The sequence below is a fragment of the Paenibacillus dokdonensis genome, from assembly GCF_004916975.1.
GTDB classification, from domain to species: Bacteria; Bacillota; Bacilli; order Paenibacillales; family Paenibacillaceae; genus Paenibacillus_AQ; species Paenibacillus_AQ dokdonensis.
The window spans coordinates 71,660-87,287 of the sequence record NZ_STGQ01000001.1 but is presented as its reverse complement, the minus strand read 5'-3'; the positions used below and the strand labels follow the sequence as shown (position 1 = coordinate 87,287).

Annotated in this window: 13 protein-coding genes; all 13 read right to left on the bottom strand. The window is 49.9% G+C overall.

All coding sequences use genetic code 11. From position 1 onward, the window contains the following. Nucleotides 1-2 precede the first annotated feature (2 nt). Nucleotides 3-872 (bottom strand): MsnO8 family LLM class oxidoreductase, encoded by an 870-nt coding sequence (locus tag E6W40_RS00495; protein WP_246072771.1) that lies wholly within the window; start codon nt 870-872, stop codon nt 3-5. Nucleotides 873-997: 125 nt separating this feature from the next. Next, nucleotides 998-2,407, bottom strand: coding sequence for a deoxyguanosinetriphosphate triphosphohydrolase family protein (locus tag E6W40_RS00490; protein WP_136603684.1), 1,410 nt, complete (start codon nt 2,405-2,407; stop codon nt 998-1,000). Between the two features lie 217 nt (nt 2,408-2,624). Beyond that, entirely contained in the window at nt 2,625-3,812 is a 1,188-nt protein-coding gene (locus E6W40_RS00485) for an anti-sigma factor (RefSeq protein ID WP_136603683.1), read from the bottom strand. Continuing rightward, nucleotides 3,802-4,317 carry a sigma-70 family RNA polymerase sigma factor gene (locus E6W40_RS00480; protein ID WP_246072769.1) on the bottom strand — a complete coding sequence of 172 codons (516 nt, stop codon included), beginning with the start codon at nt 4,315-4,317 and terminating at the stop codon, nt 3,802-3,804. The genes E6W40_RS00485 and E6W40_RS00480 overlap by 11 nt, the downstream gene beginning before the upstream one ends. Nucleotides 4,318-4,526: 209 nt before the next feature. Continuing rightward, nucleotides 4,527-5,420 carry a nickel transporter permease gene (gene nikC, locus E6W40_RS00475; RefSeq protein WP_136603681.1) on the bottom strand — a complete coding sequence of 298 codons (894 nt, stop codon included), beginning with the start codon at nt 5,418-5,420 and terminating at the stop codon, nt 4,527-4,529. Nucleotides 5,421-5,431: 11 nt separating this feature from the next. Beyond that, the gene (locus E6W40_RS00470) at nt 5,432-6,436 is read right to left on the bottom strand and encodes an ABC transporter permease (protein WP_136603680.1); all 1,005 of its coding nucleotides are present in this window, start codon (nt 6,434-6,436) and stop codon (nt 5,432-5,434) included. A gap of 17 nt (nt 6,437-6,453) precedes the next feature. After that, nucleotides 6,454-8,121, bottom strand: a complete 1,668-nt coding sequence (locus tag E6W40_RS00465) for an ABC transporter substrate-binding protein (RefSeq protein ID WP_246072767.1) — start codon at nt 8,119-8,121, stop codon at nt 6,454-6,456. Nucleotides 8,122-8,259: 138 nt separating this feature from the next. Further along, a complete protein-coding gene (locus E6W40_RS00460) occupies nt 8,260-9,249 on the bottom strand; it encodes an ABC transporter ATP-binding protein (RefSeq protein WP_136603679.1) in 990 nt (329 codons plus the stop codon). Further along, complete coding sequence (locus E6W40_RS00455; RefSeq protein WP_136603678.1) at nt 9,246-10,235, bottom strand: ABC transporter ATP-binding protein; 990 nt, start codon at nt 10,233-10,235, stop codon at nt 9,246-9,248. The genes E6W40_RS00460 and E6W40_RS00455 overlap by 4 nt, the downstream gene beginning before the upstream one ends. Nucleotides 10,236-10,854: 619 nt before the next feature. Continuing rightward, nucleotides 10,855-12,525: a glycerol-3-phosphate dehydrogenase/oxidase gene (locus E6W40_RS00450; protein WP_136603677.1), complete on the bottom strand. Its 1,671-nt coding sequence runs from the start codon at nt 12,523-12,525 to the stop codon at nt 10,855-10,857. 78 nt (nt 12,526-12,603) lie between these two features. Further along, nucleotides 12,604-14,094 (bottom strand): glycerol kinase GlpK, encoded by a 1,491-nt coding sequence (gene glpK / locus E6W40_RS00445; RefSeq protein WP_136603676.1) that lies wholly within the window; start codon nt 14,092-14,094, stop codon nt 12,604-12,606. Between the two features lie 539 nt (nt 14,095-14,633). Further along, nucleotides 14,634-15,350, bottom strand: a complete 717-nt coding sequence (locus E6W40_RS00440; protein ID WP_136603675.1) for a glycoside hydrolase family 73 protein — start codon at nt 15,348-15,350, stop codon at nt 14,634-14,636. Beyond that, nucleotides 15,347-15,616, bottom strand: coding sequence for a phage holin family protein (locus tag E6W40_RS00435; RefSeq protein ID WP_136603674.1), 270 nt, complete (start codon nt 15,614-15,616; stop codon nt 15,347-15,349). Before E6W40_RS00435 ends, E6W40_RS00440 begins: the two co-directional genes overlap by 4 nt. Nucleotides 15,617-15,628 lie beyond the last annotated feature (12 nt).

Sequence of the window (15,628 nt, the reverse complement as noted above, 5' to 3'; positions counted from 1 at the left end):
AACTATATATGATCTCCTAAACAACAGGAGGCTAGCATGCGATAAGAATCAAGCCGCTTCTGATAATCCTGAACAGGCGTAAACACAAGGAATTCATCGCATTCATAGGCGTCTGCAATCAATGCGAGCCGCTCCCTTACCTGCTCCGGTGTGCCGTATACAAGCCGGTTTTGTGATTCACCTCGTACTTCTTGGTCTCCCTGCCCGCTCCGTTCTGGTCCCGGCAGCTTAGCAGCCCGCAGCAGATGCTCTGCCTCCTGCTCCGTCCCGGCACAAATAACCCCAATCGCCACCATCATGCGCGGCTTGTCCAGCAGAGCAGAAGGTTGGAAGCTCTCGCGGTACGTTTTCAGCACCTCGGCTCCGTCACGTTCGCTCATAAATTGTCCAAAGACATAACCTGTGCCATACTCGGCAGCAAAACCTGCACTCTTGCTGTTCGTGCCCAGCATCCACAAATCCGGCTGGATCTGCGGAAAAGGTCTAGCCTGAACCAGCTGTTCTTCATAGACATATCGGTCATTCAGAAGCTTAATCAAGGCACGCATTTTCTTCGGCATATCTGCCACGTTCTGCAGAAAGTTACCGCTAAGCGCCATCGAAGCATGGGCTGAGCCGCCAGGCGCGCGACCAATCCCGAGATCCATGCGTCCCGGATATAAAGCAGCCAGCAGGCGGAAGCTCTCCGCGACCTTCAGCGGGCTATAGTGAGGCAAGAGCAGAGCGCCTGTCCCCAGCCGGATCCGGTTAGTCTTTGCTCCGATATGTGCGAGGAGCAGCTCCGGTGAGGCGCAGGACAGATTCTCCAGATCATGATGCTCAGCTGCCCAATAACGCGAATAGCCCCACTGTTCCGCCGAAGACGCAAGCACCACTGCCTCCCGAAGCGCGGTTTCATAGGAAACCTCTCCTATTCTTGGTACCAATCCAGCGCGCTTAGGCTTATTCCCGTCATGATTTCAGCCCCTCTCACACGAAACGTTTATGAATCTTCTATTTAATCCAGATCGTAAATGGAACCTACCTTTAGTCCGTACAATTCATTATAGATCTTTTCCGCAAAGGCGTCCGTCATGCCGGCGATATAATCGATGACCATGTGCTCCCATGTCCAGATCGGGCGGCTGCTAGCCTGATCCCTCTCGTAACGCTGAAGCCAGTCGGACGGAATAATGGATTTGGATGTGACAGGATCGAGAAAAGCATCCCAGAGATGCTTAATCATCCACTCGCTTCGTTTTTGCAGACGCTGCACGCGCAAATCCCGGATCATGGTGACCCAGGCAAAGCTCTTCAGGACGCTAACGGTACGAAGCATGTCGAGATTTTCTTCATTATCCTTGATAAACGTAACCTTTTTCCAGTCCCCGTCTTCGATGACCCCAAGGTTACTGACGAACAGACTTACCCAGAAGGCCTTGACCTCGCGCCGAGTCCGGGAATAATCATGCTCGCAGGAAGGCAGCTTATCATTCCAGACCTGCAAGAAGGAGGTCATGACCTCTTCTACTTTGAGGCGGATACGGTCCGCGTCCCAGCCTTTCCAGAAAAAATCCTCCAGCGTCATGATCTTCTCTATAATCAGGCGGATAATATAAGGATCATGCAGAAAATGCTCATGAACCTCAATCTTCCCGGCCTTGATCCCATCTTCCAGGTCATGCGCGGAGTAGGCAATGTCATCGCATAAATCCATGAGCTGCGATTCCAGCGTTCTTTTATCGGAGGGAATGCCCCAGTCCCGGCGGATCTCCGAAATATAACTCCATTCATGCTGGTAGAGCCCCTTCTTATTCAACGTACCCGGAAACGGATATTTGTTAATTCCAAGCAGCACCGCATCGGATAAATTAAGGCCGTCCACGTTTTCCCGTTTTTCCAAAAACATAATCAGCCGGAAATTATGCGCGTTGCCTTCAAAATGCTCATATTTATGCCGCATGCGGATGCGCACATCCTGAATTTGCTCGGAGTTCATATATAAGCCTTCAACCGCTTCTTTCGTCTTATCCTTGATAAGCTGATCCAGAATGCCATCCAGCACTTCTTCACCTTTATGTCCAAAAGGCGGATGTCCAAAATCATGGGCAATCGCCGCGCATTCCACGACCTCCGGATCGATCACAAGTCCAGGATTATCTGCCATCTCCTCCGTAACTTCAGGATGTGCACGCACCAAACTTTTGGCCGCTTCGCGGGCAATCTGCGCGACTTCGAGTGAATGTGTCAGGCGTGTGCGGTAGTAGTCACCGGTCCCCGCGCCAAAAACCTGAGACTTGCCCTGCAACCGGCGAAATGTCGGTGAATGAATCAGCCTTGAATAATCCCGTTCATACGTAGCTCTGGACGCATCCAGTCTGGTTTGTTCAGGGTACTGGCGGTGTTCTCTTTTCTCTTTGATATTCATATACAGCACTCCTTGGCTCCAGTTTTTTATTTTTTTCATTATAAGACATTTCGAACCCGCTGTACTTGTAAATTTATAAACGCGTGATGCTTCTTCTATTCGAACATTGCCTTCCTTATCATAAATCTGCACAAAAAAACCGCCTTTCAGACCGTTATCATGGTCCGCATCGACGGCTAATGGATACATAGATTGTAAAATCAGTCCAATCAGTCCATTACTGCTCCTGGCTCCAGTTCCACAATGTGACTTTTCCAATGTGAATACCGGACACGGCAGGGTCATTCTTCAGCTTTAGAATTTCTTTGGTAGGGCCGGTCACTACGGCTCCATAGATTTTAACCCCGTTCTTTTCCACATAATTAAGAGTATCACTTATATCCACAAAAGGAATCAAACTTCTCGCCGCTAATTTATGCTTTTCCAGAATGCGCAGGGTATTGATAAAGTTCTCATTTCGTAGCTCTCCTGAGCCGTAGGAATCCACACCAGGATATGAAGTTGAAGTTGTACTTATTGAGGTGAAGAGTCCTGTTTTTTGTTTTGAACTACTCGTTACCTTCCCATCACCAGGATGCCATATAGGATACGCCGAAAATCCAATTGGGCTCGTCACCATTCCGTAATCGCGTTTTGCCGATCCGCCACCATTGTCTACAGCAAACCAGAGTGGATCAAACGGCTTGCCCTTGAACAGCTTCAAAAAATCATCTGTTGAATATAGCTGTTTATAAGATACATACGCCTCCGTTACCGTGCCTTCAGGCAGCTTCTCCAGCCTTTTCCATTCTCTATCGCTGTCTATGGCTTTATATCCAGGATATTGAAAAAGAACCTTTCCGGTTGCTTCGGCATCTGACCAGGAGAAATCATATAATCGCAGCCAGCTGAATAGAAATGATCCCGAGAAATCTCCTACCTCAAGATTTTCATCCCCCACGCGTTTCATCATTTTCCCGTTTGCTTTCATATTAAAATATGATCCAGCATTGCTGCTCAGATTAACTTTAATATTAGGATAGCCGACAGCGATAGCCGACTCCACCACATCCTTATTAACTTCATTACGATCCGGGTCTCCTGCTGAAAAGTAAATCGCGCTCCCAATCGAAGACAAGAACGTAAACCATATAAATAAACTGATTAGTGTTAATACCGTGCCAAAACGTGCCTTCCATTTCCCTCTTCGGAGCAGTCTTGCTTCCCGCTTATGCATTTTCATCTCTTCAGCAGATAACTTACCGTGCCCCGTGTTCTTCTTGTTTTCTTCACTGTCCAGCATGTTATCCAGATAGGACTGGTAGACTTCCATCTTCTCCAGCTCCTGCTCCAGCTCTAACTTTTCATCGTCCGGCAGTTTTCCATCCCGGTAATCCTGCAGCCTTCGTTTGAAATCATCGCTCATCCCGATCGTTCCTTTCCCGGATCTTCCTTAGCTGCTGCCTGGCCCTAAACAGCAGAATTTTAAAATGCGACAACGTAATCCCCATAATATCCGCGCTTTCCTGGTATGAAAACTGATGCAGATCATTTAAAATCAAAGCCTGCTTCTGCAGATCAGGCAGCTTAGATATCCAATCCTGCAGCGTATCCCTGGCTTCCTTTTGCAACATGACCGATTCGGGTCCTTTCCTGTCATCATCAGGCAGATTATGAAAAAAATCATCCGACGACGTGATACTGCGGCTTTCTTTACGTTTCATATCGATAAAAGCATTGTAGGCCACGCGGAAGAGCCAGGGCTTTATCTTCTCATCCTTGTAATTTTCCAGATGCAAATACGCGCGGTAAAAGGTCTCCTGTACCAAGTCCTCCGCGGCAGCCTCTTCTCCGCAAAGGGTCCGCAAATATCGGTACACTTCAGGCATATATTTCCGGTACACGCTTTCGAGTGTGCTGCGCTTCATCATTTAATCCCCTCATAACAACCACGTTTCAAACAGACAAAAGTTACAGCCTTTTGGAAAAAATATCATTTGGATGTTCTGTGCCTACTTCCATCCCAGCCCTTCAATTCCTCCATGCATCTACAAATCCAACCAAGTAAATGAGAATCAGGACGCAAAAAAGACGGCCATCACCTCATCCAATGAGGTCATGACCGCCGCATTAACAGATATTAATTTTTCATTCTTGGATCCAGTACATCCCGCAGGCCGTCCCCGAGGAGATTGAATCCGAGCACCGTCAGCATGATCGATACACCCGGAAAAACGACCGTCCAAGGCGCCTTCTGAATAAACTGGCGGGAGTCGGACAGCATTTTGCCCCACTCCGGCTCCGGAGGCTGGGCGCCAAGACCAAGGAAGCCGAGGGCCGCCGCTTCGATAATCGCCGTCGCAATACCAAGCGTGCCCTGCACGATGATCGGCGTCAGGCTGTTCGGCAAAATATGGCTGAGGAGAATACGCATATTTTTCATTCCAATCGCCTTTGCTGACGTGATGTACTCCTCATTCTTCAAGCTGAGCACCTTCGCCCGGACCAGCCGGCCGTAAGTCGGAATGTTAACGATTGCGATGGCGTACAGCGCATTTTGCAGCGAAGGCCCCAGAATGGCCACAATCGCAATCGCGAGCAGGATGCTCGGGAATGCCAGCAAAATGTCGAAGAGTCGTGAAATGACCATATCCGCCCATTTGCCAAAGTAGCCCGCAATAATTCCCAGCGCCGTGCCGGCCACAATGGAGCCGATCACTGAAAAGAAGCCGACCCAAAGCGAAATTCCTGCGCCATACAATACCCGGCTGAACAGATCGCGTCCGAGGTCATCCGTCCCGAACCAATGGGCCGAGGATGGTGCCTTCAGGCGGTCCATCAGCTGCTGATCCTTGTAATTAAAGGGGGCAATCAGCGGCGCGATCAGGGCAATCACAACGAAGAAAATAATAATCATGAGCCCGATCATCGCGATTTTATTTTTACGAAACGCCCTCCACGCATCACGCCAGGGGCCTGACACTTCCTCCATGACTGGAGCGGCGGCGTTTGGTTTGACCGTAACTTCTGCCATGTTCTTCCCCCTTATTTGTACTGGATGCGCGGATCAATCAAGGCGTACAGCAGATCCACTATCAGATTAATGACGATAAAAATGAATGCGATAATGAGAATACCACTTTGGATAACCGGATAATCACGGGAGCTGATCGCCTCGAAAATATAACGGCCCACACCCGGCCATGCGAAAATGGTTTCCGTCAGCACCGCTCCGCCGAGCAGCGAACCTGTCTGCAGACCGATGACGGTCAATACAGGAATGGACGCGTTCTTCAGAGCATGCTTATACACCACGAAAAACTGGGATAAACCTTTGGCTTTGGCTGTGCGGACATAATCGGATTTCATGACCTCGAGCATGCTCGAACGCGTCATCCGTGCTATGATCGCCATTGGAATGGTACCGAGCGCGATACTTGGCAATACCAGATGCTTCATGACCGTCCACAGCTGATCCCATCTGCCGGCAATGATGGAATCTATGATGTACAGATTCGTGACCGACTCCACCGGATCGCGCTGGTCCATCCTTCCAATGGAAGGGAGCCAGTGCAGTTTAATGGAGAATATCCACTGTTCCATCAGACCAAGCCAAAAAATCGGCATGGAGACCCCAATCAGTGCGATCACCATGATAATGTAATCAAACCAGGAATTTTGCCTCCATGCGCTGATAATACCGGCATTCATCCCTACAAACGTTGCGAATAACATACTCGTAAAGGTCAGCTCCAGCGTGGCTGCAAGATACGGCATGATCTCTTTCGCAATCGGTTCCTTTGTCCGGACCGATTTTCCCAAATCACCTTTGGCCAGATCACCCAGGTAGGTAAAATACTGCTGCAGCCAGGGCTTATTCAGCCCCAGCTGCTGGCGCAGCGCCTCCTTGGATTGTTCGGTGGCCTTTTGGCCGAGAATCGTTTCTGCCGGATCACCGGGAATGGCATGAATAATGGAGAAGACGATAATGGTCATTCCGATCAGGACCGGAATCAGAATCAACAGGCGTTTCAATACATATGAGCTCAAAGCAATTCACCTGCCGATTATTCAAAGTAAATGTTGCTGTAGGCTTCAGTACCTGTTGGCGACGGCACATACCCTTTCAGATTGGCTTTGGCGGCCAGAATTGGCGTGGTATGCACAAGCGGAATCCATGGAATATCTTTTTTGATAATTTCCTGGGACTTCTTGTACAGCTCTACGCGCTTGTCCTGGCTAACTTCCTTCTGGGCTTCAATCAGAATTTTGTGAAGGTCTTCATTCACATAGAAGCTGCGGTTGTTGCCTGGGATGGAATCCTTATCAAGCAGCGTATAGATAAAGTTATCCGGGTCGCCATTATCGCCTGTCCAACCCATCATATAAATGTCGTCCTTGGCGCCTGCTTTCGTATCATCCAGATACGTTGCCCACTCCGGAGATTGAATGTTGACCTTGACTCCGATCTTTTCGAAATCCGCCTGGATTGCTTCTGCCACCTTCTTGCCATCCGGCATATAAGGACGGGATACCGGCATTGCATAGAATGTGACCGGATCCGGCAGTCCATTCGGATATCCGGCTTCGGCAAGCAGCTGCTTCGCGGTGTCCAGGTTATAGTCATAATCCTGAATGCTGTCATTATGACCCCATAACGTAGGCGGCATTGGATTCACGGCTGGTTTAGCCTGTCCTGCGAAGAAAGCATCCACAATGCCTTGTTTGTTCACCGCATGGCTGAGCGCCTCTCTAACCTTCACGTTATCAAACGGTTTTTTCTTCAGGTTAAAGCCGAGGTATGCGATGTTGAAGGATGGGCGGTTGATTTTTTGCAGATCGCTCTTGCTTTCGAGCACGGACAGGTCATCCGGATTCAAATCCTCCATGAGGTCGATTTCTCCATTTTGCAGCGCATTAAAGCGTGCGGAGTTGTCCGGAATGGAACGTACGATAACCTTGTTCAGCTTCGGAAGCCCTTGCTTCCAGTAGTTCGGATTCTTATCCAAAGTGATGGAATCATTACGCTTCCATTCTTTAAATACAAATGGGCCTGTGCCAACCGGCTCGCTTTTAAAGTTCTCTTTTTTCTCCTTGATCGCTGCAGGACTGCCAATGCCAAAACAGGTCATGGCGATATTTTGCAGGAATGGTGCCTGCGGCTGGGCGAGCGTAAACTCTACCGTATTCGTATCCACAGCTTTCACGTCCTTAATGACCCGGGAGCCCTCAGGACCAAACATGGAATCATAATAGTCGAAGGAATCGCCTTCGAATTTGAATTCGCTCTTTGGATCACTCCAGCGCTGGAAGTTGAACACGACGGCCTCTGCGTTAAAGTCCGTGCCATCATGGAACTTGACCCCCTGGCGCAGCTTGAACGTATACTTCAGACCATCAGGGGATACTTCCCAGCTCTCTGCGAGTGCCGGCTGAACTTCCGTTTCCCCTTCCTTATATTCCAGCAGCGAGTCGAACACCTGATGTCCGATCTTCAAGGACTCTCCATCCGTGACAATGGCTGGATCCAGTGCTACCGAATCCCCGCCGCGTCCAAATACGAGTGTATCCTGCGTCTTTTTCTCCTCTGGCTTCGGATCTTCTTTCTTCTCCGTGCTGTCTGTCGTCTTCGGCGTCTCGGATGCCTGCTTTCCGTCGCTCTTGCTTCCGCATCCCGTTAGCGTAAATACCATCACCATCGTCAGTGCCAGGAAAACGCTCGTCCATCTTTTCATCGTTTTTTCCCCTTTCTTTTCTTACAGATCGATTATGGATACAGTGTTTATATGCGGGACTTTGCATAGGTTCGATTGAACCATTCATTTGCAAAGCCTCAACCAGCGGCTATAAGCCGCATGAAACCGAAGTCATCACTACTGCCTGCCGGATAACTCCGGAGTATACAAATGGCAGGCCGTCATATGCCCGCCTCCGGTATCCAGAAGCTGAGGACGGACCTCACTGCACACCTTCATGGCTTTTGGACATCTCGTATGAAAAGCGCATCCGATCGGCGCATTGGCCGGACTCGGCACTTCCCCCTGCAAAATAATCCGCTGCCTTTTCAAATCCGGATCAGGCTCGGGCACTGCGGAGAGAAGCGCTTGGGTGTACGGATGCTGCGGTGTAGCATACAACTGATGCTTGTCCGCAATTTCCACGATCCGCCCGAGATACATGACGGCAACGCGGTCACATATATGCTTCACCACACTGAGATCATGCGCGATAAAAATATACGTTAGCTTGAACTCATTTTGCAGATCCTGCAGCAGGTTAATGACCTGTGACTGGATCGATACATCCAGCGCGGACACCGGCTCATCCGCCACAATCAGCTTAGGCTGCAGGGCCAGTGCCCTGGCGATGCCGATCCGCTGCCGCTGCCCTCCCGAAAACTGATGGGGATAACGGTGCAAATGCGTCCGGGTTAGGCCAACGACGTCGATCAGCCGCTCAATCCGTTCCTGCCGCTCTTTGCGGCTTGAGATACCGTGAACGATGAGAGGCTCCTCCAGAATGCGCTGCACGCTATGCCGCGGATCCAGCGAAGAGAACGGGTCCTGAAATACAATCTGCATGTCCCGGCGCTGCTTCCGCATGGCCTCCATGGACAGGCCTGTAATCTCCCGGCCTTCGAAGAGCACCTTGCCCTCACTTGGTTCAATCAGCCGCAGAATCGAGCGTCCGGTCGTGGATTTGCCACAGCCCGACTCACCAACCAGACCGAAGGTTTCGCCCCGGCGGACGGAAAACGAAATATCATCGACGGCCTTTATATATCCCAGCGTTTTGTTCCACAGTCCTTTGCGGATAGGAAAGTACTTTTTTAGATGCGAAACCTCAAGCAGTGTCTCACTCATACGGCATCCTCCTGCGGGGTTTCATGAAGCCAGCATCTGCAGCTGTGACCGGTTTCCTGCTCCGTTAAATTTGGCAGCGCTTCCAAACATCTTTGCATGACATGCGGACATCTTGCGGCAAAGCGGCAGCCCTGCATATTTTTGCTGAGGATCGGGACATTTCCGGGAATGGAATACAGACGCTCCCTGGTCTCATTCATACGGGGAACCGATTGAATCAACCCCTGGGTGTACGGATGAAGGGGATTTTTGAAAATGTCATGCACGCTGCCTTCCTCCACAACCTTACCGGCATACATCACCGCTACCCGGTGGCACATTTCAGCGACCACGCCCAGATCATGCGTAATCATCATGACGGCCATTCCCTGCTCTTCATTAAGCCGCCGGATCAAATCCAGAATCTGAGCCTGAATCGTTACATCCAAGGCGGTGGTCGGCTCATCAGCGATCAGTACTTCGGGACTGCAGGCGATGGACATGGCAATCATCACCCGCTGCCTTATCCCTCCTGACAGTTGATGCGGATATTCATCGATAATGGACTCCGCTCTTGCGATACCGACCTTTTTGAGCATATCGAGAGTGATCGAACGCGCCTTTTTCCTGCTGATGCCTCTGTGCAGACGGACGGTTTCCGTAATCTGCTGTCCCACCGTAAACAGGGGATTAAGCGAGGTCATCGGTTCCTGAAAGATCATCGAAATCGAGTTGCCGCGGATTTTGCGCATCTCCCATTCCCTAAGCGGAACGATATCTTTGCCTTTGAATCGTATGGATCCGCTTACAATTTTGCCTGGCGGATTCGGAACCAGCTTGAGTACCGACAATGAGGTCACGCTTTTGCCGCAGCCGGATTCACCAACGACACCAAGCACTTCACCCGGATTCAGATACAAATCGACACCGTCAACTGCCGGAATTTCCCCACGGTCTGTGAAGAAATGCGTCCGGAGATTCTTGATCTCGAGTATTGGCTTGCCCATGCAAAAACTCCTTTGTGCTAAAAATGGGTTGCTCGGGATGAACAATTGAACTTTGGTCAAATGGGTGCAAAAAACAGTCCGCCTGTTCTTCAGCGGCTTCTCATTTAGGTTACATTCGTTTTTAGATTGTCTTTTCGATAAAATCCCCTTTTCTGTTTATTTTGACAAAATTATAACGCTTAAATTTTCGGATAAAGCATTCATCATGTCTGCCATTTCATGCTTTGGGTAAGGTAGAGCCAAGGTAGGTATTATGCCGGGAAAAGTCTGCGAAAGGTTCTGCATGATTGTGAAGTGAAGTCATAGAAGTAAGGAGTGACTTCTGTCTGCATGCGAAGTGAGTAGAACTTTAGATGGATGGATCAAGATCGAAGTAAATCGTTTATTAGCATCAGAAACATCGATTACTATAAATATTTCGTTATTTAATACAAAACTTTACTACAAGAAATAAGCAGTTACAAGAAAAATTTTACAGCATGTAAAATTATATTCGGACAGGATTCTACATTTTTCTACAAAATTAATCATAAAACAGCAGAAATGCAAAACAAAGTACCTTTTTAAGGTCTTCATTTTGCATTTTACGATCTTTTTCGTCTATTTTACCGATACCCGCTTATACCGTTAAATCACCGATGGGCGTCACCGCATCAACGAGCGCCTTTTCCAATTCAATCGTGTACCGCGTTTGGGCTTGCGGACTCCACTTCAGGCAAGAGGACATCATATCAATGACAGGCTGCTTCATTTTTCGTGCCATATCGATGTTGAACAAGGTCAAGCCAGAGCGCCGAGTAAAGAAATCTACCGGAGATGCCACCATTTCTTCATCCAATGCGTAGGCCAGCTGTCCATAAAGCATCAGCGGAAGCTTGAATGTCCCCGCTTTGTCCTTGCCCTCTGCAATGCGCTTGTACACTTTGGAGGCGTTCGTCCCGTACATCCGTGCGATCCTGACCGCCTCCGCTTGCGAAAGTCCTGCCTGTACGCCCATAGGCGTGGTTTTTTGTACAAATGCGTCAAAAGCCTTGGCCCCGCCCATATCTCCGCCTGAAATAGGAAGATGCTTGGTTTGGCATGGCTTGAAAGATCGCTGCTGCGATTCTCCCAGCTTTTTGGCTAACACATCGACAATCGTTTCTGCCATTTTCCGATATCCGGTCAGCTTTCCGCCTGCAATGGTCAGCAGCCCGCTGTCAGACTCCCAAATCTCGTCCTTCCGGGATATCTCCGACGGGTCCTTTCCTTCCTCATAGATGAGTGGACGCACCCCGGCCCAGCTGGATTCAATATCCTTCTCGGTGATTTTCACATCCGGGAACATAAAATTAATGGCATCAATAATATAGCTCCGGTCGCTCTCCGTCATTTGCGGATGCACCGGATTCTGGTCATAAAAGGTGTCCGTGGTGCCCACGTAGGCTTTTCCATCACGCGGGATGGCGAACACCATTCTTTTATCCGGAGTATCAAAATAAACCGCCTGCCGCAGCGGAAACCGGGACTGATTGATCACGAGGTGAACTCCCTTGGTCAACCTGAGCGTTTTACCTTTTTTGGAGTCATCCATCTCCCGAATCCGGTCAACCCATGGTCCGGTAGAATTGACAACCTTGGCCGCCTTGATTTCATAGGCATCCCCTGTCAGAAAGTCCCGCACGACGGCGCCCTTTACCTGTTTCTTGTCACTATAGATGAGGTTTTCCACTTTGGTGTAGTTTAAGGCCGTAGCCCCGTGCTCTACAGCAGCTTTCATGACTTCAATCGTAAGACGGGCGTCATCCGTGCGGTATTCGACGTAGTAACCGCCGCCTTTGAGGCCATCTTTTTTGATGAGCGGCTCTTTTTCTAGCGTTTGCTGGATGGAGAGCATGGAGCGTCGCTCACCCTTTTTCACACCCGCCAGAAAATCATACACCCGCAGTCCGATCGACGTGCTGAACTTACCGAAGGTGCCGCCTTTATGCATCGGGAGCAGCATCCATTCCGGCGTGGTCACATGCGGTCCGTTTTCATACACAATCGCTCTTTCCTTGCCGACCTCCGCTACCATGCCAACCTCAAACTGCTTCAGATAACGCAGTCCGCCGTGAACCAGCTTCGTCGACCGGCTGGAGGTGCCTGCAGCAAAATCCTGCATTTCCACCAAAGCCACTCTCATGCCGCGGGCTGCTGCATCCAAGGCGATTCCTGCCCCCGTAATCCCGCCGCCGATCACCAGGACGTCAAACGTTTCGCCGCTCAGTGCATTTTTTATCTGTTCCCGTTCCGTGTTCGTGAATGTCATGTATGCTCATCTCCTCTGCATGCACTAAAGGCCATAAAGGCGCGCATTTATTCTATCATTTCAGGATTTTGCAAAATTTCACTTGAACGCCATGGCTGCGTTAACTGCTTTTTTCCAGCCTCCATACAATCCTTCGCGCACGTTCTCGTCCATGACCGGCTCAAATTCATGCTGCTTCGCCCACAGCTCCGAAATTTCCTTCTGGCTCTCCCAGTAACCAACCGCGAGTCCCGCCAGATAAGCTGCACCGAGTGCCGTTGTTTCGTTGACGACCGGTCTTTCCACCGGCACACCCAAAATGTCGCTTTGGAACTGCATCAGGAAGTTGTTATGCACAGCACCGCCGTCCACGCGCAGCGTTCTCAGCTCAATGCCGGAGTCCCCCTCCATCGCAGAAATCACATCCCGGGTCTGGTAAGCAAGCGACTCGAGCACTGCCCGGATAAAATGTTCCTTCGAGGTGCCGCGTGTGAGGCCGAAAACCGCTCCGCGTACATCGCTGTCCCAGTATGGAGTGCCGAGACCCACAAAAGCAGGTACAACATACACACCGTCCGTACTGCTGACCCGCGCGGCATAATCCTCGCTTTCCTTGGAGTCCTTGAGCATGCGGAGACCGTCCCGAAGCCACTGCACGGCGGATCCCGCCACGAAAATACTGCCCTCCAGCGCGTATTCCACACGTCCGTTAATGCCCCACGCGATCGTAGTCAGCAAGCCATGCTCGGAGTGTACGGCGGTTTCGCCGGTATTTTTCAGCATAAAGCAGCCCGTTCCATATGTATTCTTCGCCATTCCCTCATCGAAGCAGGCTTGACCAAACAATGCCGCCTGCTGGTCGCCGGCCGCTCCGGCAATCGGAATCTCCTGGCCAAAAAAGTGATGCTTTACCGTGTGGCCGTAGACTTCGGAGGATGGACGCACCTCAGGCAGCATGGATGACGGTACGCCAAGAATCTCCAGCAGCTCCTCGTCCCATGTTAATTCGTGGATGTTGTACATCAGTGTACGGGAAGCGTTGGAGTAGTCCGTCACATGCCGCTTTCCCCCGGTAAACTTCCAGATCAGCCAGGAGTCAATTGTGCCGAAGAGCAGCCGGCCCTGCTCGGCTTTTTCACGGGCGCCTTCCACATGGTCGAGAATCCATTTCACCTTGGTACCCGAAAAATAAGGGTCAATGAGAAGGCCTGTTTTTTCGCGTACGAGGTCGTTATATCCCTTGGATTTCAATTCCTCACAGATCCCGCTCGTCTGCCGCGATTGCCATACCACCGCGTGATATACCGGCTCTTCCGTTTCCTTGTCCCACACGACGGTGGTTTCCCGCTGGTTAGTGATCCCGATTCCTTCGATCTGCTCCGCCTTGACGCCAGACTCCGAGAGAAGCGAAGCAATGACTGACAGAATCGATCCCCAAATCTCGTTGGCATTATGCTCCACCCAGCCCGGATTCGGAAAATATTGCGTGATCTCTTTTTGCGCGGTGTAGACGATTTCTCCCGCTTTATTGAATAAAATCGCGCGCGAGCTCGTTGTTCCCTGGTCCAAAGACAATATGTATTTTTCCATAGCTCTCCCCCGGTTTGTGTAGAATGGATTGTTAAGGTCATGTAAACGCTTTAGTGAATATTGATAAAAAAGAATCAAAATGATTCAATTTATATGCTTACCTCTTATGCTATTCGAAAACCTTTCATATTTGAAGAAGAAAAATTAATTATTTAATTATTGAGCATTGTTGAAGTTCCTTTACTTCGTGCAAGGTGACCGCTACGGTGACGGATCGTTCTTCCGATCGCTGTTGTCTCCAAATTTCTTGATTTTATTTCACTAATGTAAAAATTTGGAGACAAAGGCGACCGCTGGCGCTTCTTCAGATCGATTCCGTCCCCTCCGCTAATTCGATTTGTCTGTTGCTACTTGTGATGTGACACTAATTAAATTAGAAACCTAGGAGTTCAATATCATAATTGTCCACAGAAGCTTTGACTCTTCCACAAAAAATGAAACGGGGCTGTTGTTGTCTTAATCATACCGATAATCTGGAGCCACGTTAGCCGTACATGAAAACATGAATTCCCTCCTGTCCCGTTCAGATGCTTCGAAATCTACAGCAGTTTCAGACGCTGCAAAACCGCCAGCATCCGGTAGAAGTCGTAGCTTCCAAGGACAGGCGTATCGATCAAACCGGCGCTGGTTGCAGATTGCACCGCGGATTCGGCCCATGCCGGTGTTTGCATTTGGTCTTTAACTGTTAAACGGGACATCTGCCCTTCTAAATCATCTACCCTTTTCTGCATAACTTGAAGCTGCTGCTGAAGCTCGGCAACCTGCATCGAATCTCCATCTCCTTTATATTTGTCCGTTGTATCGTACTGTGTCAGATTGTATGTTTTCATAATGGCGATCAGTTTGGCAGGATACTCCGGGTCGGTGGCGTAACCGCCCTTCCCGATCTCTTTGGCAGCTGTTTTGTAATCTGCGTGAAGCACGCCATGGTAACGGGTCGGATTATCACGGGTGCCTTTAAGTAGCAGCTCGGAGTGATCCGCGACCGATTCCGTCCAGGAATGATATTTTCGGAAGGAAGCGTTGACCTTAACCGGCTTACCCTTCACATACTCCGTCGTCGGCATGTCTACGCTTCCCGCCGGCCCCTTACCCTTGATGCCGAACAGATTGTTAGCCTGCTGCGCCAGCCCGCTCGTTCCCCAGCTCGATTCGAGAATCGCTTGGGCGATCGTGAGTGAGGCGGGAATGCCGGTTCGCTGCATGTCGGAGACGGCGCAGGGGAAGATGGTTGAGATGAAGTTAGTTTTGTTCAATGCGGCTCACCTGTTTTCCTGGATTGTTTTAACACCTGATTGCCGTATACCGCAAAAGCTCCGGAGAGTATGCCTTGAATGATTGCTTCAGGGCCAAACCGCGTGAGCCAGATCGTAAGCACTACCGCTGCTACCGTTACGATGTAAACGATTGTCCAGTCAGGGATTTTCGGTGTCTTTTTCAGTATGAATCCGATAATCCAGCATGCCGCTACGACGATTATGAGTTTGGGGTCAATCAATTGCCAAATGGTGTTCCAATCCATTATTGGTTCATC